The organism is Microbacterium sp. NPDC055442 (assembly GCF_053644215.1).
The window spans coordinates 421,465-442,078 of sequence record NZ_JBSHLF010000002.1 but is presented as its reverse complement, the minus strand read 5'-3'; the positions used below and the strand labels follow the sequence as shown (position 1 = coordinate 442,078).

The 20,614-nt window shown below is 70.8% G+C and carries 18 protein-coding genes; 12 read left to right on the top strand and 6 right to left on the bottom strand.

Annotated elements, in window-relative coordinates:
* On the top strand, positions 1 to 1,188 hold the full coding sequence (locus tag ACWIBS_RS06545; protein ID WP_376128928.1) for a glycoside hydrolase family 3 N-terminal domain-containing protein: 1,188 nt from the start codon (positions 1 to 3) through the stop codon (positions 1,186 to 1,188).
* On the opposite strand, the gene ACWIBS_RS06540 is transcribed toward ACWIBS_RS06545, so the two are convergent.
* Genes ACWIBS_RS06540 through ACWIBS_RS06525 form a run of 4 tightly spaced genes read right to left on the bottom strand, consistent with a single transcriptional unit; the run spans position 1,189 to position 4,569 of the window.
* Positions 1,189 to 2,064: a 3-methyladenine DNA glycosylase gene (locus ACWIBS_RS06540; RefSeq protein ID WP_376128926.1), complete on the bottom strand. Its 876-nt coding sequence runs from the start codon at positions 2,062 to 2,064 to the stop codon at positions 1,189 to 1,191.
* 23 nt (positions 2,065 to 2,087) lie between these two features.
* Positions 2,088 to 2,807, bottom strand: coding sequence for an SOS response-associated peptidase (locus tag ACWIBS_RS06535; RefSeq protein WP_376128924.1), 720 nt, complete (start codon positions 2,805 to 2,807; stop codon positions 2,088 to 2,090).
* Between the two features lie 9 nt (positions 2,808 to 2,816).
* The gene (locus tag ACWIBS_RS06530) at positions 2,817 to 3,866 is read right to left on the bottom strand and encodes an App1 family protein (RefSeq protein WP_376128923.1); all 1,050 of its coding nucleotides are present in this window, start codon (positions 3,864 to 3,866) and stop codon (positions 2,817 to 2,819) included.
* A gap of 4 nt (positions 3,867 to 3,870) precedes the next feature.
* The gene (locus ACWIBS_RS06525; RefSeq protein ID WP_376128921.1) at positions 3,871 to 4,569 is read right to left on the bottom strand and encodes a DedA family protein; all 699 of its coding nucleotides are present in this window, start codon (positions 4,567 to 4,569) and stop codon (positions 3,871 to 3,873) included.
* Positions 4,570 to 4,610: 41 nt separating this feature from the next.
* On the opposite strand from ACWIBS_RS06525, the gene pabB reads away from it, so the two are divergent.
* From pabB to holA, 6 genes are all read left to right on the top strand, one after another.
* The gene (gene pabB, locus ACWIBS_RS06520) at positions 4,611 to 5,912 is read left to right on the top strand and encodes an aminodeoxychorismate synthase component I (RefSeq protein WP_376128919.1); all 1,302 of its coding nucleotides are present in this window, start codon (positions 4,611 to 4,613) and stop codon (positions 5,910 to 5,912) included.
* Positions 5,913 to 5,983: 71 nt separating this feature from the next.
* Positions 5,984 to 8,563, top strand: a complete 2,580-nt coding sequence (leuS, locus tag ACWIBS_RS06515) for a leucine--tRNA ligase (protein ID WP_376128917.1) — start codon at positions 5,984 to 5,986, stop codon at positions 8,561 to 8,563.
* 92 nt (positions 8,564 to 8,655) lie between these two features.
* Positions 8,656 to 9,249 (top strand): helix-hairpin-helix domain-containing protein, encoded by a 594-nt coding sequence (locus ACWIBS_RS06510; protein WP_376128915.1) that lies wholly within the window; start codon positions 8,656 to 8,658, stop codon positions 9,247 to 9,249.
* 18 nt (positions 9,250 to 9,267) lie between these two features.
* Positions 9,268 to 9,807 carry a YaeQ family protein gene (locus ACWIBS_RS06505; protein WP_376128913.1) on the top strand — a complete coding sequence of 180 codons (540 nt, stop codon included), beginning with the start codon at positions 9,268 to 9,270 and terminating at the stop codon, positions 9,805 to 9,807.
* A 96-nt stretch (positions 9,808 to 9,903) separates the two neighbouring features.
* Positions 9,904 to 12,258, top strand: coding sequence for a ComEC/Rec2 family competence protein (locus ACWIBS_RS06500; RefSeq protein WP_376128912.1), 2,355 nt, complete (start codon positions 9,904 to 9,906; stop codon positions 12,256 to 12,258).
* Between the two features lie 32 nt (positions 12,259 to 12,290).
* Positions 12,291 to 13,337, top strand: coding sequence for a DNA polymerase III subunit delta (gene holA, locus ACWIBS_RS06495; RefSeq protein WP_376128910.1), 1,047 nt, complete (start codon positions 12,291 to 12,293; stop codon positions 13,335 to 13,337).
* 83 nt (positions 13,338 to 13,420) lie between these two features.
* Here the strand turns inward: holA and rpsT are convergent, their stop codons facing one another.
* Both rpsT and ACWIBS_RS06485 read right to left on the bottom strand, forming a co-directional pair.
* On the bottom strand, positions 13,421 to 13,681 hold the full coding sequence (gene rpsT / locus ACWIBS_RS06490; protein ID WP_376128908.1) for a 30S ribosomal protein S20: 261 nt from the start codon (positions 13,679 to 13,681) through the stop codon (positions 13,421 to 13,423).
* A 114-nt stretch (positions 13,682 to 13,795) separates the two neighbouring features.
* The gene (locus ACWIBS_RS06485) at positions 13,796 to 14,536 is read right to left on the bottom strand and encodes an alpha/beta hydrolase (protein WP_376128907.1); all 741 of its coding nucleotides are present in this window, start codon (positions 14,534 to 14,536) and stop codon (positions 13,796 to 13,798) included.
* 45 nt (positions 14,537 to 14,581) lie between these two features.
* On the opposite strand from ACWIBS_RS06485, the gene lepA reads away from it, so the two are divergent.
* From lepA to dnaJ, 5 genes are all read left to right on the top strand, one after another.
* Positions 14,582 to 16,447 (top strand): translation elongation factor 4, encoded by a 1,866-nt coding sequence (gene lepA / locus ACWIBS_RS06480; RefSeq protein WP_376128905.1) that lies wholly within the window; start codon positions 14,582 to 14,584, stop codon positions 16,445 to 16,447.
* Positions 16,448 to 16,456: 9 nt separating this feature from the next.
* On the top strand, positions 16,457 to 17,107 hold the full coding sequence (locus ACWIBS_RS06475) for a DUF1990 family protein (RefSeq protein WP_376128903.1): 651 nt from the start codon (positions 16,457 to 16,459) through the stop codon (positions 17,105 to 17,107).
* Between the two features lie 2 nt (positions 17,108 to 17,109).
* The gene (gene hemW, locus ACWIBS_RS06470) at positions 17,110 to 18,327 is read left to right on the top strand and encodes a radical SAM family heme chaperone HemW (protein WP_376128901.1); all 1,218 of its coding nucleotides are present in this window, start codon (positions 17,110 to 17,112) and stop codon (positions 18,325 to 18,327) included.
* Between the two features lie 80 nt (positions 18,328 to 18,407).
* Positions 18,408 to 19,448: a heat-inducible transcriptional repressor HrcA gene (gene hrcA / locus ACWIBS_RS06465; RefSeq protein WP_376128899.1), complete on the top strand. Its 1,041-nt coding sequence runs from the start codon at positions 18,408 to 18,410 to the stop codon at positions 19,446 to 19,448.
* Between the two features lie 53 nt (positions 19,449 to 19,501).
* Positions 19,502 to 20,611 carry a molecular chaperone DnaJ gene (gene dnaJ / locus ACWIBS_RS06460; RefSeq protein WP_376128898.1) on the top strand — a complete coding sequence of 370 codons (1,110 nt, stop codon included), beginning with the start codon at positions 19,502 to 19,504 and terminating at the stop codon, positions 20,609 to 20,611.
* The last annotated feature ends 3 nt before the right edge of the window (positions 20,612 to 20,614 follow it).

Here is a 20,614-nt window from a genome sequence, read left to right as displayed (position 1 = left end):
ATGACTCGCCATCGCCCGCTTCTGGCCGCGCTGCTGTGCCTCGGTGCACTCGTGGCGCCGTCTGCTCCGGCCGTGGCAGACACGGGCGCTGAGGAGCCGCTGGTCGTCGTACGCGCCGCGACGCCGGAAGACGGCGCGGCGCGTGCGGCTGCCCTGAGGGATTCGCTGTCGCTGCGTGAGCGGGCCGCGACGGTCGTGATGGGACATATCCCGACGACGGATGCCACGGCGGTGAGCGCGTACGTCGCGTCGACGGGCGTCGGCGGCTTCATCCTGATGGGCTCGAACATTCCGGCCACCGAGGCCGAGCTGCAGAGTCTGACGGCGGCGATGACCGTCGATCCGGCGCTGCCGCCCCTGCTCGCGATCGATCAGGAGGGCGGAGACGTCACACGCCTGCCGTGGGATGACTTCGCCTCGGCCATCGTGCTTAAGGACCGTCCCGTCGACGAGGCGCGGGACGCCTTCGCGGGCCGCGCCGCACTCGTGCAGCGTGCGGGCGTCGCCGTCAACTTCGGGATCGTCGCCGATGTCACGAGCGATCCGGGGATGTTCATCCACCGACGGGCGCTCGGCACGACGCCTGCCGCGGGCGCGGAGCGCGTCGCCGCGGCGGTCGAGGGCGAGCACGGCACCGTGCTCTCCACGCTCAAGCACTTCCCGGGGCACGGGGCGGCGCCCGGCGATTCGCACGCCGGCATCCCCTCGACCGACATGCCCGCCGACCTGTGGCGCGCGACGGCGGGGGAGCCGTTCGCCGCGGGAATCGACACGGGCGCCGAGCTGCTCATGTTCGGCCACCTCGCCTACACGGCCGTCGACGCTGCACCGGCGACCCTGTCGCCCGAGTGGCATCGCATCGCCCGCGAGGATCTCGGGTTCGACGGCGTCATCGTCACCGACGACCTCGGGATGCTGCAGGCCTCGGGAGACCCCGCCTACGCCGATCCCGTCGCGAACGCGGTGGCTGCTCTCGCCGCCGGGAACGACATGGTGCTCGCCGTCATGTTCTCGACGGCCGATTCGGCGACCCTCATCATCGACGGCATCGTGGCGGCGGTGGAGTCGGGGGCGCTGCCCGCCTCGCGGCTGGACGACGCTGCCGCCCGCGTGCTCGAGCTGCGTTTGCAGCTCGCGGCAGACGGGCGGGGCCTGCTGCCGTGCACGGAGTGCGCGCCGGCCGAGTGATCAGCCGGGCTCGACGACGTCGAGCAGGCGGGCACGCAGTGCCTGCCCGCGCGCGGCGAACGCACGCTGCGCACGCACGTACGTCGCCTTGCCCTCCGCCGTTTCGATCGGAACGGGCGAATACCCCCACGCCGCGAGGTCGTACGGTGAAGCCCGCATGTCGAGCGTGCGGATGTCTCGGGCGAGCTCGAACGCGTCGAGCAGCAGATCACCGGGCACGAGCGGCCCCAGCTTCACGGCCCACTTGTAGAGGTCCATGCCGGCGTGCAGGCAGCCGGGCTGCTCGAGGGCAGCCTGCGTCGCGCGCGTCGGCTGCTCGCGGTTGAGCGGTACCGCCGCGGGCGTGAAGAAGCGGAACGCGTCGGCGTGCGTGCACCGCAGCTCGGCCGCCTCGACGACGGCGTCGGTCTCGGCCTGCCCGAGCCGCAGAGGTTCGGGGTGGCGGTGCTCGCCCTGGCGGTAGACCATCGCCCACTCGTGCAGTCCGAAGCAGCCGAAGCCCGCGGGGCGAGCCGCGGTCGCGCCGAGAATCGCGGCGATGCCGGCCAGGAGCGACCCCCGGTCGGCGCGGAACGCGGCCGAATCGACCGTCAGCGATCCCGGGTCGCCGCCCGCAGCGTACCAGCGCCACGTCGCGCGCGGCTCAGCAGCGGCATCCGCCAGCTCGATCCCCGCTCCGGGGTGCCACCGCCGCAGCACGGCCGGCTTGTACGAGTAGTACGTGAAGAGGAAGTCCTCGACGGGATGCCGCTCACCGCGGCGCGCGCGCTGCCGGTGCGCCGCCGTCAGCGCATCGGCGCGCTCTTCGTGCCGCGTCTGGGCCGCACGCCACGCGTCGACGTCGAGGACGGTGCGGGATGCGGCGAGCGTGGACACCGTTCGAGGATAGGCGCCGCGGCTCAGGAAGCCTCGTCGACCGGCTCGATGAGCGCGGGGGAGTCGTTGCGCACGTTGCCCACAGCGGTCGACACGACGTGGTCGTCGAGCGTCTCTGCGACGGCCGGTGCGGCGTCGATCGCGGCGTCGAGCACATCGCGGACGTTGTCGGTGTCGGTGTCGAGCCAGGCGTCGGCGTGGTCGGCGTCGACGAACAGCGGCATGCGGTCGTGGATCGACCCGAGCCGCCCGATCGAGTCGCGCGTCAGGATCGTGAAGCTCAGGAGCCACCGGCTCGGGTCGTCGTCGGCCTTCGCGGGGTCCTTCCACCACTCGTACAGACCCGCGAAGAAGAGCGGCGAACCGTCGGCGGGGTGGATGTAGTGCGGGACCTTCGCGCCGTCGGCGCTCTTCCACTCGAAATAGCCGGATGCCGGGACGACGGCTCGTCGTCGCTGCAGCGCCGTGCGGAACATGGGTTTGTCTTCGAGCTCTTCGGCACGTGCGTTGAACGCGCGGGAGCCGATCTTCGGATCCTTCGCCCACCCCGGCACGAGTCCCCAGCGGGCGGGCTCGAGCCGGCGCGTCGGCGGGTCGGTCTTGCTGGAGTCCAGCACGATCCCGACCGTGCTCGTCGGAGCGATGTTGTAGGACGGCGGCGGCAGGTCATCTCCCGCGACGTCGACGCGCAGGACGCCCACGAGCTCCGAGCCGGCACTGGCCACGACGAATCGTCCGCACATGGCGCCAGCCTACGTCGGGGGGCAGACATCGATGACGCCGACTTCTTCGAGTCTCTCGAGCAGTCCCGCGCCGTCGTTGTCGGCGACCCAGGGGATCCCCGCCGCGGAGTGGTCGTTGACGGCGGTGCGACCGCCCGCGAGAACCGCTTCCGCGGGGGTGAGCCTCCGGATGGCGACAGCGACGACGTTGCCGGGGTGCTCGCTCGTGAACGTCGTATACAGGTCATCGTCGTGCTGGCCGTCATCGCCGATGAGGAGCCACCGCACCTGGGGGAACTCCTGCGCGAGCCGGCGCAGGTTCGTCTCTTTGTGCGCCCTGCCGCTGCGGAACCACCGGTCGTGCGTGGGGCCCCAGTCGGTGAGCAGCATCGCCCCGGGCGGGAAGACATGGCGCCGCAGGAACCGGATCAGGGTCGGTGCGATGTTCCATGCCCCCGTCGACAGGTACACGACCGGCGCGCCGGGGTGATCGCGCACGACCCGCTCCAGCAGCACCGCCATGCCGGGAACCGGCTGGCGGGCGTGCTCGTTGACGACGAACGAGTTCCACGCCGCCACCAGGGGGCGCGGCAGCGCCGTCACCATGACGGTGTCGTCGACGTCGGAGACGACGCCGAAGCGCACGTCGGGTCCCACGATGAACACGCGCGTCTCGATGGGCTCGCTGCCCTCGACCGACATCGTGAAGGTCTGCCATCCCGGCTCGAGCGTCGCGGGCAGCCGGGTGTCGATGACTCCGCCGCGATCGGCGACGACCTCGTGGGTCACACCGGCGATCGTGACGCTCACCTGCGCGTAGCCCACGGGCACGGCGGCGAAGCTGCGCCATCCCCGCACACCGGCGTACTCGCCGGGGTTGCGCGGCTTGACGGGGGGGACGATGAGGACCCGACCGAGCACGCGGATCCAGCCGACGCCGCCGTACCCGGGGAACGGCGTGACGGTCGGCGTGAGGCCGCGTGCGCGCACACGGCGTTCGCGCCACGTGTGCAGACGGTGCTCGAGTCGGGCCAGCCACAGCACCTTCGTGGGCGCCGGGGCCTCGGAGTTCTCGGGCATCCCCTCAGTCTTTCACGTCGTCCGTGTCGATCCTGGACGGCTCGGCGTCGCCGTCGCTGTCGACCGACGGCGTCAGGTGGCGTCGTTCGGAGCGCACGATGATCCTCTTGACGAGCACGACGGCGAGCAGGAAGAGCACGATGACGCCGACGAAGATGTATGCGGCGAAGTGCAGCTGGTCCGCGAGTGCCCGGTAGCCTCCGGCGGCGGCGGCCGAGACCGAGATGTAGGCGGTCGACCAGATGATGCAGGCGGGGGTCGTCCAGGCGAGGAAGCGGCGATACGAGTACTCGCTCATGCCGACGGTGAGCGGCACGAGCGAGTGCAGGACGGGGAGGAAGCGCGAAAGGAAGATCGCCGGACCGCCGCGGCGCTGTAGATAGCGCTCGGAACGATCCCAGTTGTCCCGGCCGATCCACCGGCCCACGCGCGAGTCGCGGATCTTCGGTCCCAGCAGCCGCCCGAGCCAGAACCCGATGCTCTCGCCGATGAGCGCTCCGATCACGACGACGACGACGAGGATGGCGCCCTCGGCGAAACCACCCACCGCGGTGCCGGCGACGATCACGATGGTGTCCCCGGGGACCACGAGGCCCACCAGCACGCTCGTCTCGAGCATGATCGCGATGCCGGCGATGACGGCACGCACGACGGGATCCACGCTCTGAACAGTGTCCAGCAGCCACGTCAGGATCTCGTTCACCCCACGAGCCTAAAGCGCACGCATCGTCCTAGCCTGGGAACATGACGCAGTCTCTCCCGCCGGTCGCCCTGCCGCGCTGGATGGACCCGTCGACGGCGTTCGCGTACTTCGCGCGGCGCCATACCGACGTGTTCTGGCTCGACGCCGGTCCCACCGCGGATTCGGGATGGAGCTGGGTCGGCGTCGGCGACCGTGAGACGGACGTGGAGCGCGTGCGTGCGGTCCGGTGCGGCGGGCCGGCCGAACCGCCGGTGGGCGGTCCGCTCCAGGGTGGCTGGGTCGGCTGGCTCGGCTACGAGGATGCCGCGGGCCGGGCCGGCGCGCCCGTCTCGGCCGATGACGGCACGACTCCGCCCGAGGCGTGGCTGCGCGTGCGTCGCTTCGTCGCGTTCGATCACACCGCGCGTCGCGCGTGGGTGTTCTCGCACGCGGGGGAGCGTGACGCGCTCGTCGCGGGTCTCCTCGGCGCCGCGCCCGCCCCGTCCCCTGCCGCGGCGCCCGACCTGGGGCCGGCACGCGTCCGTCACAGCCCGCGTGAGTACGCGCGCCTGATCCAGCGCTGCCGTGATGCGATCCGGGCGGGGGACGCCTACCAGCTCTGCCTCACGACGCGGTTCGATGTCGCGGCATCCGTCGATCCCGGCATGGTGTTCCGGCGACTGCGCGACGCGACGCCCGCACACCACGGCGGCCTCGTGCTCACCGGCGGGCACGCTCTCGCGAGCGCGAGCCCTGAACGCTTCCTCGAGGTGAGCGGGGGCCGCGTGCGTACGCGGCCCATCAAGGGCACGCGCCCCCGCGGCCGCGACGCCGCCACCGACGCGGCTCTCGCACGCGAGCTTCGTGAAAGCGAGAAGGAGCGAGCCGAGAACGTCATGATCGTCGACCTCATGCGAAACGACCTGTCTCGCGTCTGCGAACCGGGTTCGGTGGGCGTGGACGGTCTCCTCGAGGTGGAGTCGTACCCCGCCGTGCACCAGCTCGTCAGCACCGTGTCGGGGCGACTGCGCGAGGACTCGACCGTGGGAGAGCTGCTCGCGGCGACCTTTCCCGCCGGCAGCATGACCGGTGCGCCGAAGCTGTCGGCCATGACGATCCTGCACGGGCTCGAGGGCGCGCCGCGCGGGGTCTTCTCGGGCGCCTTCGGCTGGGTCGGCGACGACGGGGCCCTCGACCTCGCGATGGTCATCCGGTCGGTCGTCGTGCATCCCGGCGGAGCGTACGTCGGAGCCGGCGGTGGCATCACGTGGCGGTCGGATGCCGCCGACGAGGTCGCCGAGGTGGGCATCAAAGCCCGCGGTCCGCTCGCCGCCCTCGGGGCGCATCTGCCGCACGGCTGGTGAAGCAGGGGTCGGCTAATCTGGAGGGTGGCGCTCCCGCGCTTCGCCCGGCATCCCATGATTGGTGTTTCTCCGTGAGTCATACCCTGCCCCCCGACACCACGGCCGACAGCGGCGCCTACGACCCGCACGCCGTCCAGCGCAAGTGGCAGGCACGGTGGGAAGAGCAGGATCCGTTCCGCGCGGGCGGTGAAGAGGACACCCGGCCGCGCAAGTACGTGCTCGCGATGTTCCCCTACCCGTCGGGCGATCTGCACATGGGGCACGCCGAGAACTACCTCTACTCCGACATCGTCGCCCGCTCGTGGCGTCACCGCGGCTACAACGTGCTCAACCCCATCGGGTGGGACTCGTTCGGTCTGCCCGCCGAGAACGCCGCCATCAAGCGCGGCGCCGACCCGCGTGAGTGGACGTACGCCAACATCGCGCAGCAGCGGGCCGGGTTCCACGCCTACGGGGTGTCGTTCGACTGGAATCGCGTGCTGCACACGAGCGATCCCGACTACTACCGCTGGAACCAGTGGCTGTTCCAGCTGCTGCACGAGAAGGGCCTCGCGTACCGCAAGCAGAGCCCCGTCAACTGGTGCCCCAACGACCAGACCGTGCTCGCGAACGAGCAGGTCGTCGACGGCCGGTGCGAGCGCTGCGGCGCCGAGGTGGTCAAGAAGAAGCTGACGCAGTGGTACTTCAAGATCACCGACTACGCCGACCGCCTGCTCGATGACCTGAACCAGCTCGAAGGATTCTGGCCGCACAAGGTGCTGCAGATGCAGCGCAACTGGATCGGCCGCTCGGTGGGCACCGACATCGAGTTCGAGATCGAGGGGCGCGACGAGCGCGTCACGGTCTTCACGACGCGCCCCGACACGCTGCACGGCGCGACGTTCTTCGTCGTCGCCCCCGACAGCGACCTGGCCGCCGAGCTCGTCGCCGACGCCGATGCCGACGTGCAGTCGCGCTTCCAGGACTACCTCGCCACGGTGCAGAAGCAGACCGACATCGAGCGGCAGAGCACGGACCGCCCCAAGACCGGCGTCTTCCTCGGGCGCCACGCGATCAACCCCATCAACGGCGAGCGACTGCCGATCTGGGCCGCGGACTACGTCCTGGCCGATTACGGTCACGGCGCGGTCATGGCCGTGCCCGCGCACGACCAGCGCGATCTCGATTTCGCCCGCGCCTTCGACCTGCCGGTGCGCGTCGTCGTCGACACGACGGCCCCCGTCACGGGGTCGATCCCGGTCATCGAGCTCGATGACGAGGGTGTCCCGATCGATCCCGGCACGGATGCGGCATCCCTCGAGGATCCGGCGCAGACCGGGGTCGCCCTGACGGGTGAGGGCCGCCTCATCAACTCCGGCTCGCTCGACGGCATGTCCAAGCGCAACGCCATCGCGCGCGTCACGGAAGAACTCGAGGCGAAGGGGCTCGGCCGGGCCACGAAGTCCTACCGTCTTCGTGACTGGCTCATCTCGCGTCAGCGCTTCTGGGGCACCCCGATCCCGATGGTCCACACGGCCGACGGTCGCATCGAGCCGGTTCCCGCCGACCAGCTGCCGCTCGTCCTGCCCGACGCGCACGGCCTGGACCTGTCCCCGAAGGGGACGTCGCCCCTCGGCGGCGCGACCGAGTGGATGCAGACCGTCGACCCCGTGACGGGCGAGCCGGCGCTGCGCGACCCGGACACGATGGACACGTTCGTCGACAGCTCGTGGTACTTCCTGCGCTTCCTCAACCCCGGCGACCCCGATCAGGCGTTCTCGCGCGACCAGGCGGACCGCTGGGCACCGGTGGACTTCTACATCGGCGGCGTCGAGCATGCGATCCTGCACCTGCTGTACGCCCGGTTCATCACGAAGGTGCTCTTCGACTTCGGCTATGTCGACTTCACCGAGCCGTTCTCGTCGCTCATCAACCAGGGCATGGTGATCCTGGGCGGCGCGAAGATGTCCAAGAGCAAGGGCAACCTCGTGCTGTTCTCGGACGAGCTCGAGGCGCACGGCGCCGATGCCTTGCGCGTCGCACTCGCCTTCGCGGGACCCGTCGAAGACGACAAGGACTGGGACGACGTCTCGACGACGGGAGCGGCGAAGTTCCTGGCGCGCGCGTGGCGCGTCGCGCACGACGTCACGAGCGCACCGGATGCCGTGTGGGCCGACGGCGACGCGGCGCTTCGCCGCGTCACCCACCGGCTGCTGTCGGATGCGCCGGGGCTCATCGAGCAGACGAAGTTCAACGTCGTCGTCGCGCGGCTCATGGAGCTCGTCAACGCGACGCGCAAGACGATCGATTCGGGCGCCGGCGCCGCCGACCCCGCTGTGCGGGAGGCCGCCGAGGCGACGGCCATGATCCTCGACCTGTTCGCGCCGCACACGGCCGAAGAGATGTGGGAGATGCTCGGCAACGATTCGTTCGTCGGCGTCGTGCCGTGGCGTCAGGCCGACCCGGCCCTGCTCGTCGAGGAGTCCGTCACCGCCATCGTGCAGATCGACGGCAAGGTGCGCGCGACGCTCGACGTGCCCGCGCGTATCTCCGGCGACGACCTCGAGGCGCTCGCCCGCGGAGACGAGCGGGTGCTGCGCTCGCTCGGCGATCGCGAGATCGTGCGCGCGATCGTGCGCGCACCGAAGGTCGTGAGCTTCAGCACGCGCTGACCGGCTCCTCCCCAGGCGGGTACGGCCCGCGGCAGCGCACGGATCGGAATGCCCGTCGTCACGAGCGGCCTCGCCCGCCCTAGCGTGGCGGCGTGACCACGGCCGAGGATCCGCCCGCGACACGCCGCCGGCTCGGCGTGGGCGCCGCCGTCGTCCTCGTCATCGCGACGCTCGCCGTGACCGTCGGGATCGGCATCGTGCGCGGTGCCGTCGCGCCGGTCGAGTCCGTCGCGTTCGATGAGGTGACGGATGCACCCCGGGAGCGGGCCCCCGACCTCTACGCGCACGTTTCGGGGGCCGTCGTCGCACCCGGGCTCTACGTGCTGCACCCCGGCGCCCGGGTCGTCGACGCCATCGCGGCAGCGGGTGGGTTCGTCGACGGAGCGGCGCGCGACGCCGTCAATCTCGCGCGTCCACTCAGCGACGGCGAACAGGTGGTCGTCCCGAAAGAAGGGGATGAACCGGCATCTGCCGACATCGCACCGGTGACCGACGGCCGTGTCAATCTCAACGTGGCCGACGCGACGACGCTCGAGACGCTGCCGCGCGTCGGGCCGGCCATCGCGCAGCGCATCATCGAGTGGCGCGAGCAGCACGGGCGGTTCACGAGTGTCGACGACCTGCTCGCGGTGGCCGGGATCGGTGACAAGATGCTCGAGTCGCTGCGCGATCTGGTGACGGTCTGAGCGCGTAGGCTCGGATTCATGGCCCTCGGTGCGACGATCCACACGTTCGATGTGCAGCTCGCCGACGTCGACCGCGGAGTCTACGAGGACCTCATGCTCCGTGTCGCGCGGCATCCGTCCGAGACCGACGCCTTCATGATGACGCGCGTGCTCGCCTTCTGCCTCGAGCATGAAGAGGGCATCTCCTTCAGCGAGGGCGTCTCGGCGACGGACGAGCCGGCGGTGCTCGTGCGAGACCTCACGAACCGCGTGACGGCATGGATCGAGGTCGGCTCGCCCGACGCGGCGCGACTGCATCACGGCAGCAAGCTCGCCGACCGCACCGTCGTATATACGCACCGCGATCCCGCGAAGGTCATCGCGACGTGGTCGGGCAAGCGCATCCACCGATCGGCCGAGATTCCCGTGCGCAGCTTCGATTCGGGCTTCATCGATTCGGTCACGCCGGCGATCGAACGCCGCAACACCGCGACCCTCTCGGTGACCGAGGGCCATGTGTACCTCGAGCTCAACGGGCAGTCGTTCACCTCGACGATCCACGAGCACGCGATCCCCTGACACTCCAGCTCCTCCCCACCCGCGCAGTCACCGCACTTCTGCACGGATGACCGGCGTGGCCGCCGTGGCCCCGAGGCGCGTCACTAGCGTCAGGCCGTGGCGGATGACGGTCGGCTCAGACGGCGCCTGCGGCTGCTTCCCGCCGCCGGTGTCGCGTGGGCGACGGCGGCCTTCACGACCGCCGCCCCCGACAGGGCGACCGAGGTCGCGGGCGGTCTGTGGGCGACGGCGCTGACCCTCGTGCTCGTGCTGTCCGTCCGTCCACGAGCGGGGCGGCGGGACACGTTCCGAGGCGTGGCGGTCGTGCTCGTCGTGGCGCTCGCAGCCGGTGGTGCCGCGGCATCCCATGTCGCCCTCGCGCACGGCGCGCGCGCCGAGCTCGCGACACTCGCCGTCGACGGCGGCCGCTTCATCGAGGTGCGGGCGAACGTCATCGGCAAGGTCGAGCGCCGCGTCGACGGCACGCTCGCCTTCGATGCCCGGGCGAGCGCCGTGCGCATCGGGTCCGTCGAGCACTCCGTGACGGGCGAGATCGTCGTGCGCGTCGCTCCCGGCGATATCGAAGGAGACCGCGACGACCTCGATGTGGGAGCCGTCGTGGCGGCCCGCGGAACCGCGAGACCCGGCGATGCGGGCGAGCGTGCCGTGCTCGAGCTGCGGGCCGGGCAGGGGCTGACGGTCCTCACGCCGCCGCAGGGCATCCTCGCCGTGTCCGCGGGTCTGCGGCACGGGCTCGTGCGTGCCGTCGCCGGACTGCCCGAGCCGGGGGCAGGGCTCGTTCCCGGGCTGTCCGTCGGGGACACCTCCGCCGTGTCCGTCGAGCTCGACGCCGCGATGAAGCGTTCCGCGCTGTCCCACTTGACGGCGGTGTCCGGGGCGAACTGCGCACTCGTCGTGGGGATCGCCTTCTTCGCGGCCGCCGCGCTCGGCGCGCGACGTTCGGCGCGCGTCGTCGCGGGTCTGAGCGCACTCGCGGGCTTCGTGGTCCTCGTGACGCCCGAGCCGAGCGTCGTGCGCGCCGCGACGATGGCGGCGATCGCGATGGTCGGGCTCCTCCTGGGGCGCACCGGCGTGGGCGTCAGCGTGCTGAGCCTCGCCGCCACCGTCCTGCTGATCGCCGATCCGTGGCTCGCGCATTCGCTCGGCTTCGCACTGTCGGCGGCGGCGACGGGCTCGCTGCTCGTCTTCGCACGTCCACTCGCTGACGGGCTGGCGCGACGACTGCCGCGCGCACTGGCGCTCATGCTCGCCGTGCCGCTCGCGGCCCAGCTGGCGTGCGGACCTCTCCTCGTGCTCATCGAGCCGAGCGTGCCGCTGTACGGCGTGCTCGCCAATCTGCTCGCGGCGCCCGCGGCGCCGGCGGGAACCGTCGTCGGGCTCGCAGCGTGCCTCGCCGCGCCCCTGCCGTGGGTGCAGCAGGGGCTGGCGGCTGTCGCGTGGCTGCCGGCGGCGTGGGTCGCGGCGACCGCGCACACCGCGACCGCGCTGCCGGGCGATCTTCTGCCGTGGGTCGAGGGGCCGGCAGGGGCCGTTCTGCTCGGCGCGGTGGGCGCGGCGCTGGGCATCCTCATCGGGCTGCGCCCGGGCAGAGGCCGCAGGCGGGCAGTGGGGGCGGCATGCGGCGCACTGGTCGCGATCGTGATCGGGGTCGCGACGGGAAACGCCGCGGCGGGCACCGTCGCGGGCAGCTGGACTCTGCCCGGGGACTGGCGCGTGCTGGTGTGCGACGTGGGCCAGGGCGACGCGGTGCTCGTACGGTCGGGCGCCGCGATCGCGCTCATCGACACCGGCCCCGAACCCGAACGACTCGAGGCCTGTCTCGCCCGCGTCGGCGTCTCGCACATCGATCTGCTCGTGCTGACGCACTTCGATCTCGACCACGTCGGCGGTGTCGCCGCCGTGCGCGGACGCGTCGACGCGGTGCTGCACGGGCCTCCCGCGACCGCCGACGACGAGCGACTTCTCGCCGGACTGGCGCAGCACGGTGCCGACAGCGTCTTCGCGACGGCGGGCATGCAGGGGATGCTCGGCGCGGCGCGATGGCGCGTGCTGTGGCCGCGTGCGCACAGCCCGGCGTTCCCGCACGGGAACGATGCGAGCGTCGTGCTCGACATCGGCGGGGGAGACGTGCCACGGACCCTGCTGCTGGGCGACCTCTCCGCGGGGGCGCAGACCGGCCTCGCGGCATCCGGACAGCTCGATCCGCCGTACGCGCTCGTCAAGGTCGCGCACCACGGCAGCGCCGACCAGCACGTCGCTCTCTACGCCCGCGCCGACCCCGCCGTGGCACTCGTGACCGTCGGGGCAGAGAACCGGTACGGCCATCCGCGGCGGGAGATCCTCGACGCCCTCACGGTGTTGGGCGGGTCGATCGCGCGCACCGACACGCACGGCATGATCGCGCTGTCCGTGCGCGAGGGATCCCTGCGGATCTGGCGCGAGCGCGGCTGAAGCCTGTCGGTGCCGGTCGGTAGGCTGAAGTCATGGCTGCCGCACCCCGACGATCCTCCGCGTCGTCGGGTCGAGCATCGAAGTCGGTCATCCCGCAGGTGTCGTGGCGCGCACCGCAACCCGCGCCGATCGTGCTCGTCTCGGGCCCCGAAGAGGTGTGCGCCGAGCGGGCCATCGCGGGGGTCCGCGAGTTCCTCCGGGCCGAGGATCCGAGCCTCGAGGTGTCCGACCTCCGCGCCGACGACTACACGTCCGGCTCGCTGCTGGGCATGACCTCGCCCTCGCTCTTCGGCGAGCCGCGTCTCGTGCGGGTGTCGGGGGTCGAGAAATGCTCCGACGCCTTCCTGACCGAAGCCATCGCCTACCTCGCCGGCCCGCAGGATGGTGCGACGGTCGTGCTGCGGCACACCGGCGCGAGCGTGCGCGGCAAGAAGCTGCTCGACGCGATCCGCGCCGGCACCGGCGGCGGCATCGAGATCGCCTGCCCCGCGATCAAGCGCGACTCGGATCGGTTCGACTTCGCGGCCGGCGAGTTCGCCGCCGTACGCAAGCGCATCGCTCCGACCGCGCTGCGCACCCTCGTGTCGGCCTTCGCCGACGATGTGACCGAGCTCGCCGCCGCCTGCCAGCAGCTGATCTCCGATGTGCCCGGCGACATCACGGACCAGGTCGTCGAGCGCTATTACGGCGGTCGCGTCGAGACCTCGGCGTTCGCCGTCGCCGACACGGCGATCGCCGGCCGCTACGGCGACGCGCTCGTCGCACTGCGCCACGCCCTCGCATCCGGCGCCGATCCCGTGCCGCTCGTCGCGGCCATCGCGTCGAAGCTGCGCACCATGGCGCGGGTCGCGGGCCACCGCGAGTCGTCGTCGGCGATGGCGGCGCGCCTGGGCCTGAAGGACTGGCAGGTCGATCGCGCGCGCCGCGACCTCACGGGGTGGAACGAAACGACGCTGGGCATGGCGATCCAGGCGGCCGCGCGGGCCGATCTCGAGGTCAAGGGCGGCTCGCGCGACCCGGTGTTCGCCCTCGAGCGGCTCATCACGGTCATCGCCACGCGCGCGCCCTTCGGCGCCTGACCAGCGGTCCCGCCCTGCCCCGCGGCATCCCCGGCAACACGAAAGGCCCGCCCCCGGAGGGACGGGCCTGTAGATCATGCGGCTCAGAGAGCGGCGACCTGCTTCGCGATGGCCGACTTGCGGTTCGCGGCCTGGTTCTCGTGGAGGACGCCCTTGCTGACGGCCTTGTCGAGCTTCTTCGTCGCCTGCTTGAGCGCCGTCTCGGCTGCGGCCTTGTCGCCCGTGGCGACGGCATCGCGCGTGTTGCGGATGACGGTCCGCAGCTCGCTCTTGACGGTCTTGTTGCGCTCGCGCGCCTTCTCGTTGGTCTTGTTGCGCTTGATCTGCGACTTGATGTTCGCCACGTTCGACGTCTTTCGTTCGGAGTGAATTCGATGGAAGTGCCGGGCGCCGGGAGAGGGCCGTCGCGTCGGCGGTCGTGAGGGCAGAACCCACACGCAAGCCAATCACCGACTCTATCAGTTCTCGTGCACTGCCTGATCCCGCACGTCGAGTGTCGCGATCGCGAGATCGAGCACGGCGTTGAAGACGCGCGGGCGCATGGCCGTCACGAGGTGCGACGTGCGCGGCACGACGACGAGCTCGGCGTGCGGGGCGATCCTCGTGAAGAGCCGTTCGTTGACCCGCAGCTGGTCGTACTGACCGTTCACGAACCACAGCGGCATGTCGATGCGCGAGAGAGCGGCGAGCAGATCCAGCACCGACAGACTGCGCAGCGCGACGTCCTGAGCATCGAAGGCGTAGCCGCCGGCGCCGAAGTCGGCACGCGTCTCGACTGGAAGCGTCGAGGCCAGCCAGCGATTGCTGAGCCACATCCCGCGATCGGGCAGCGCATCGAAGCGCCGCGCGAGGAACCGGTAGGCGGTGAGTCCCACACCCCGCGGAAGCGCCGTGCAGGATGCCGCGATGAAGCCCGCGACCGCAGGGCGCTGCTCCGCGCCCACGTAGGCCGTCGACAGCAGGCCGCCCATCGAGTGCCCCACGAGCAGCACGGGACCCCGGGTCGCGGCATCCGTCACGGCCGCGTCGATCGTGGCGAAGGCCTCGTCGAGGTCGAAGATCTCCGTCCGTCGCGCACCGTGACCGGGCAGGTCGACCGCCGTCGCGGCGTGACCGCGCTCTTCGAGATGGGCGACCTGAGCACGCCACATCGTGGCGGACGTGCGGATGCCGTGTACGAACACGACCTGGACCGCCATGGCCACAAGGCTAACCCCGCGCCCGCCGGGTAGGATCGACAGGATATGTCACCGCGCGCCCTGAAGCCTCTCGAGCCGTCCGCGACTCCGCCCGAGATGATCCGGAACTTCTGCATCATCGCTCACATCGACCACGGCAAGTCGACCCTCGCCGACCGGATGCTGCAGATCACGGGCGTCGTCGCCGACCGTGACATGCGCGCTCAGTACCTCGACCGGATGGACATCGAGCGCGAACGCGGCATCACGATCAAGTCGCAGGCCGTGCGCATGCCGTGGGCGCTCCAACAGGCGCAGGGACCGGACGCGACGTACGCGCTCAACATGATCGACACCCCCGGGCACGTCGACTTCACCTACGAGGTGTCGCGCAGTCTCGCGGCGTGCGAAGGCGCTGTCCTTCTCGTCGACGCCGCGCAGGGGATCGAGGCGCAGACCCTCGCGAACCTCTATCTCGCGCTCGAGAACGACCTGCACATCATCCCCGTCCTCAACAAGATCGACCTGCCCGCCGCCGACCCCGAGAAGTTCGCGGCCGAGCTCGCCGGCCTCATCGGCGGCGACCCCGAAGACGTCCTGCGCGTCAGCGGAAAGACGGGCTTGGGCGTCGAATCGCTGCTGGACCGCATCGTCGAGCAGATCCCGCCTCCGCGCGGTGACGCCGACGCGCCGGCACGCGCCATGATCTTCGACTCGGTCTACGACTCCTACCGCGGCGTCGTGACCTACGTCCGCATGGTCGACGGAAAGCTCGAGCCCCGCGAGCGCATCCAGATGATGTCGACGAGGGCGACCCACGAGCTGCTCGAGATCGGCGTGTCGAGCCCCGAGCCCGTGCCCTCGAGGGGACTCGGCGTCGGTGAGGTCGGCTACCTCATCACGGGTGTGAAGGACGTGCGCCAGTCCAAGGTCGGCGACACGATCACCAACCTGCGCAAGCCCGCCGCCGAGGCGCTGCCGGGCTACACCGACCCGAAGCCCATGGTCTTCTCGGGCGTCTACCCGATCGACGGCAGCGACTACGCCGAGTTGCGCGAAGCGCTCGACAAGCTCAAGCTCTCGGACGCGTCGCTGCAGTACGAGCCCGAGACCTCGGTCGCGCTGGGCTTCGGCTTCCGCTGCGGCTTCCTGGGACTGCTGCACCTCGAGATCATCACCGAGCGGCTGTCGCGCGAGTTCGGCCTCGACCTCATCACGACCGCGCCGTCGGTGACCTACGAGGTCACGACCGACACCGGCGAGACGGTGACCGTCACCAACCCGAGCGAATACCCCGACGGACGCGTCGCCGAGGTCACCGAGCCCGTCGTCAAGGTCGGCATTTTGCTGCCCAAGGACTACGTCGGCACCGTGATGGAACTCTGCCAGGGCCGCCGCGGCACGCTCCTGGGCATGGACTACCTGAGCGAGGATCGCGTCGAGCTGCGCTACGACATGCCGCTCGGCGAGATCGTCTTCGACTTCTTCGACCACCTCAAGAGCCGCACGCAGGGCTACGCGAGCCTCGACTACGAGCCGACCGGCTCGCAGACGGCCGATCTGGTCAAAGTCGACATCCTGCTGCAGGGCGAGAAGGTCGATGCGTTCAGCTCGATCGTGCACCGCGACAAGGCGTACGCGTACGGCACGCTCATGACGGAGCGGCTGCGCAAGCTGATCCCGCGTCAGCAGTTCGAAGTGCCGATCCAGGCTGCCATCGGCGCACGCATCATCGCGCGTGAGAACATCCGCGCGATCCGCAAGGACGTGCTGGCGAAGTGCTACGGCGGTGATATCAGCCGCAAGCGCAAACTGCTCGAGAAGCAGAAGGAAGGCAAGAAGCGCATGAAGATGGTGGGCCGCGTCGAAGTCCCGCAGGAGGCGTTCATCGCCGCGCTCTCCGGCGACACCGACGGCAAGAGCTCGAAGTAGGAGGCCTGCATGCGCCGCGGAACCTTCCGAGACGGAACCGTCGACTACGCCGCCGTCGGGGCGACGCAGGCCGCCGACCTCATGGGCTACCCGCCCGAGCGCAGCATCCCCGCCGAGGAGTCCTGGCGGATCGGCAGCGGTGAGGAGCGCTTTCGCAGCGCCGGCGAAGCGCTGCTCTCGTGGGGCGCCCAGCGCGGCGCGGGTTTCGCGCTGACCGACGTGCGCCCGGCAGCCGGACCGATGTACTCGGGCGTCGGATTCGACGCCGACGGCAACCCGGTCGCGCCGAGCCGCACCGATGCCGAGCAGCGCTTCGACGCCGACGGCACGCCGTACGTCTCCAGCGGCACGACCGTGCGACTGCACGGGCGTGCCGGGGGCCTGAACGGCGATGCCGAGCTGCGTGTCATCTTCGTCGTCGAGGAGCCGCGCCGCATCGGCTTCGCGCTGGGCACGGTCGGCGGATCGGTCGTGAGCGGCGAGGAGTCGTTCATGCTCGACTGGCGCGACAACGACGAGGTCTGGTTCACGGTTCGCGCGTTCGACGCGCCCGCAGCGCTGCTCTACCGCCTGCTGCCCGGCCTGACTCGACGTCGCCGCCGCGAGCTGTTCACGCGCTACCTGCGTGCCATCTCGCCGCTGTACACGACGCCCGCCTGACGATGGGCGCTGCACTTCCGCTCGGCGACCCTGCTCCGCCAGACGGGCGTCTTCCCGACGGCGTACTGGTCGATCCGGTCACCCCGTTCGGGGTCTACCTGCATGTGCCGTTCTGCATCGTGCGCTGCGGATACTGCGACTTCAACACCTACACGGCGACCGAGCTGCGCGGCACGCGACAGGACGAATACGCCGACACCCTGCTGCGCGAAGTGGCCCTGGCCCGCGAAGTGCTCGCCGAGCGGGGCGACATCCGTCCCGCCGCCACGGTCTTCTTCGGCGGGGGCACACCGACGCTGCTGCCGCCCGGCGACCTCGGACGCATGCTGTCCGGCGTGCGCGACGGCTTCGGCCTCGCGCACGACGTCGAGGTCACCGTCGAGGCCAACCCCGACACCGTCACCGATGCGGTGGCCGCCGATCTGGCGGCATCCGGTGTCACGCGTCTGTCGATCGGCATGCAGTCCGCCGTGCCGCACGTGCTCGCGGCCCTGGATCGCACGCACGAACCGCGCAACGTCGCGACGGCCGTGACGGCGGCTCGTCGCGCGGGACTCGGGGTGAGCCTCGATGTCATCTACGGTGCACCGGGGGAGTCGCTCGAAGACTGGCAGCGCTCGCTCGATGCGGTGACGGCCCTCGAGCCCGACCACGTCTCGGCGTATGCCCTCATCATCGAAGACGGCACGAAGCTCGCGCGGCAGATCCGGCGCGGCGAGGTGCCGGCACCCGACGACGACCTGCAGGCCGACATGTACGAGCTCGCGGACCGCGTGCTCGCCGACGCCGGGTTCGGCTGGTACGAGATCTCGAACTGGTCGCGCACGGTCGCCGACCGGTCGCGCCACAACCTCGCCTACTGGACGGGCACCGACTGGTGGGGCTTCGGTCCCGGAGCGCACAGCCACATCGCCGGGACGCGCTTCTGGAACGTCAAGCACCCCGCCGCCTACGCGCAGCGGCTCGCGTCGGGTCAGTCACCCGCCGCCGGGCGCGAGACACCGGATGCCACCGCCCGGGCGCTCGAGAGCGTGCTGCTGCGCACGCGCATCCGAGAGGGGATGCCGGTGGCCGAGCTTCCGCCTGCGACGCGCGGCGCCGTGGCCGGTCTCATCGCCGACGGACTCGTCGAGGGTGCCGCCGCGATCGCGGGGCGGATCGTGCTCACCCTGCGCGGTCGCCTTCTCGCCGACGCGGTCGTGCGAGCCCTCACCTCATGACGGACTGTCGTGCGGGCATCCGCTAGAATTGGCACTCTCTTGCGGTGAGTGCCAGCAACGATATTTCGAAGGAGCCGCCCGTGGTCAGCGAACGAGGTCTGCAGGTGCTGCGGGCGATCGTGCAGGACTACGTCGACACCCACGAGCCCGTCGGCAGCAAGTCGATCGTCGAGCGGCACGCCTTCGGCGTGTCGGCCGCGACGATCCGCAACGACATGGCCCAGCTCGAAGACGAAGAGCTCATCGCCGCTCCGCACACGTCATCGGGCCGTGTGCCGACCGACAAGGGATACCGCGTCTTCGTCGACCACCTCGCCGAGCTGCGTCCGCTCAGCACGGCGCAGCGCTCGGCGATCTCGTCGTTCCTCGACGGCTCGGGCGACCTCGACGACGTGCTCTCCCGCACGGTGCGGGCGCTGACGAAGCTGACCGGCCAGGTCGCGATCGTGCAGTACCCGTCGTTCGCGCGAGCCAAGCTCACGCACGTCGAGCTCGTGCAGATCGGCGGCGGGCGCATGCTCGTCGTCGTGGTGACCGACACCGGCCGCGTCTCGCAGCGTCTGGCGTTCGTGGGCGACGACTACGACGAGGCCGAGCTCGGCGGCATCCGCGCCGAGATCGCGACCCTCGTCGTGGGGCGTCCTGTCCGCGACGGGCTGCAGCGCATCGCCGATGACGCCGCCGTGCGCGCGGCGAGCACCTCGTCGCGCGACGTGGCGATCAGTGCGATCGCCCGCACCGTCGCGGAAGAACTCGAAGAGTTCCGGCAGGATCGGCTCGTGATGGCCGGTTCGGCCAATCTCGCCCGTCGTGAGGCGGACTTCCGCGGCAGCATCTATCCGCTGCTGCAGGCCATCGAAGAGCAGGTGACGCTGCTCACCCTCATGAGCGAGATGGTCGCCGACGAGCACGGCCTCGCGGCGAGCATCGGGCGCGAGAACGAGGCCTTCGGCCTCACCGAGGCCTCGGTGCTCGCAAGCGACTACGACGCGACGGGTTCGCGCGCGCGCGTGGGGCTGCTCGGCCCGACGCGTATGGACTACTCCAACAACCTCGCCGCGGTGCGGGCGGTCGCCCGCTACCTCACGCGGCTGCTCGAAGAAGACGAAGCCGCCCGCTGACGCGGTGACGGCATGACACGACCCCGCGGCGAATCCGCGGACGGAAGGCGACAGTGGCTGACCACTACGAGGTCCTCGGCGTCGGACGCGACGCGACCCCCGACGAGATCAAGAAGGCGTACCGACGCCTCGCTCGCGAACTGCACCCCGATGTCAATCCGGGGGACGACGCGTCGGAGCGCTTCAAAGAGGTGACGCACGCCTATGACGTGCTGAGCGATGCGGATCAGCGGGCGCGCTACGACATGGGCGGCGATTCCCCGCTCGGCGGCGCCGGCGGCTTCGGCGGGTTCGGCGACATCTTCGAGACGTTCTTCGGCGCGGCGGGCGGCGGCCGCAGCGGACGACCGCGTTCCCGGCGGGAGCGCGGTCAAGACGCGCTCGTGCGCGTCACGCTCGACCTGCAGGATGTCGTCTTCGGCGTCCACCGCGACATCGAAGTGGACACCGCCGTCCTGTGCGAGACGTGCGAGGGCTCGTGCTGCCAGCCCGGGACATCGCCCGTCACCTGCGACATCTGCCATGGCAGGGGCAACGTGGAGCGACAGGTGCGGAGTCTGCTCGGCAACGTCGTCACGATGCAGCCGTGCAACGTGTGCCAGGGCTACGGCACGACGATTCCCTACCCCTGCGCGACGTGTCAGGGCCAGGGTCGCGTGCGCTCTCGTCGGACGGTGTCTCTCGACATCCCGGCGGGTGTCGAGACGGGACTGCGCCTGCAGCTGCCCGGTTCCGGCGAGGTCGGACCGGCCGGCGGCCCGAACGGCGATCTGTACGTCGAGGTGAACGTCACGCCGCACGCCGTCTTCAGCCGGGACGGCGACGATCTGCTCGCGACGCTCGACGTGTCGATGCCCGACGCGATCCTCGGCACCACGACGACGATCGAGTCGCTCGACGGTCCGGTCGAGCTCGAGATCCGACCGGGCGTGCAGGCCGGCGATGTGCTGACGATCAAGGGCCGCGGGATCACGCCGCTGCGCAGCACGCAGCGCGGTGACCTGCGGGTGGGCGTGCACGTCGTCACCCCCACGCGCCTGGACGGCAAGGAGCGCGCGCTCATCGAGGACTTCGCGAAGCGCACGAAGGCGCCCGGTCCCAAGCTCACCGAGTTCCACCAGGGCCTCTTCTCGAAGCTGCGGGACCGTTTCCGGAACGGATGACGG

Excerpts from the sequence above, each read along its gene's own strand:
- ACWIBS_RS06545 (WP_376128928.1), top strand. The coding sequence starts at position 1 with ATGACTCGCCATCGCCCGCTTCTGGCCGCGCTGCTGTGCCTCGGTGCA.
- ACWIBS_RS06535 (WP_376128924.1), bottom strand. The coding sequence starts at position 2,807 with ATGTGCGGACGATTCGTCGTGGCCAGTGCCGGCTCGGAGCTCGTGGGC.
- ACWIBS_RS06530 (WP_376128923.1), bottom strand. The coding sequence starts at position 3,866 with ATGCCCGAGAACTCCGAGGCCCCGGCGCCCACGAAGGTGCTGTGGCTG.
- pabB (WP_376128919.1), top strand. The coding sequence starts at position 4,611 with ATGACGCAGTCTCTCCCGCCGGTCGCCCTGCCGCGCTGGATGGACCCG.
- ACWIBS_RS06505 (WP_376128913.1), top strand. The coding sequence starts at position 9,268 with ATGGCCCTCGGTGCGACGATCCACACGTTCGATGTGCAGCTCGCCGAC.
- holA (WP_376128910.1), top strand. The coding sequence starts at position 12,291 with ATGGCTGCCGCACCCCGACGATCCTCCGCGTCGTCGGGTCGAGCATCG.
- ACWIBS_RS06485 (WP_376128907.1), bottom strand. The coding sequence starts at position 14,536 with ATGGCGGTCCAGGTCGTGTTCGTACACGGCATCCGCACGTCCGCCACG.
- lepA (WP_376128905.1), top strand. The coding sequence starts at position 14,582 with ATGTCACCGCGCGCCCTGAAGCCTCTCGAGCCGTCCGCGACTCCGCCC.
- ACWIBS_RS06475 (WP_376128903.1), top strand. The coding sequence starts at position 16,457 with ATGCGCCGCGGAACCTTCCGAGACGGAACCGTCGACTACGCCGCCGTC.
- hemW (WP_376128901.1), top strand. The coding sequence starts at position 17,110 with ATGGGCGCTGCACTTCCGCTCGGCGACCCTGCTCCGCCAGACGGGCGT.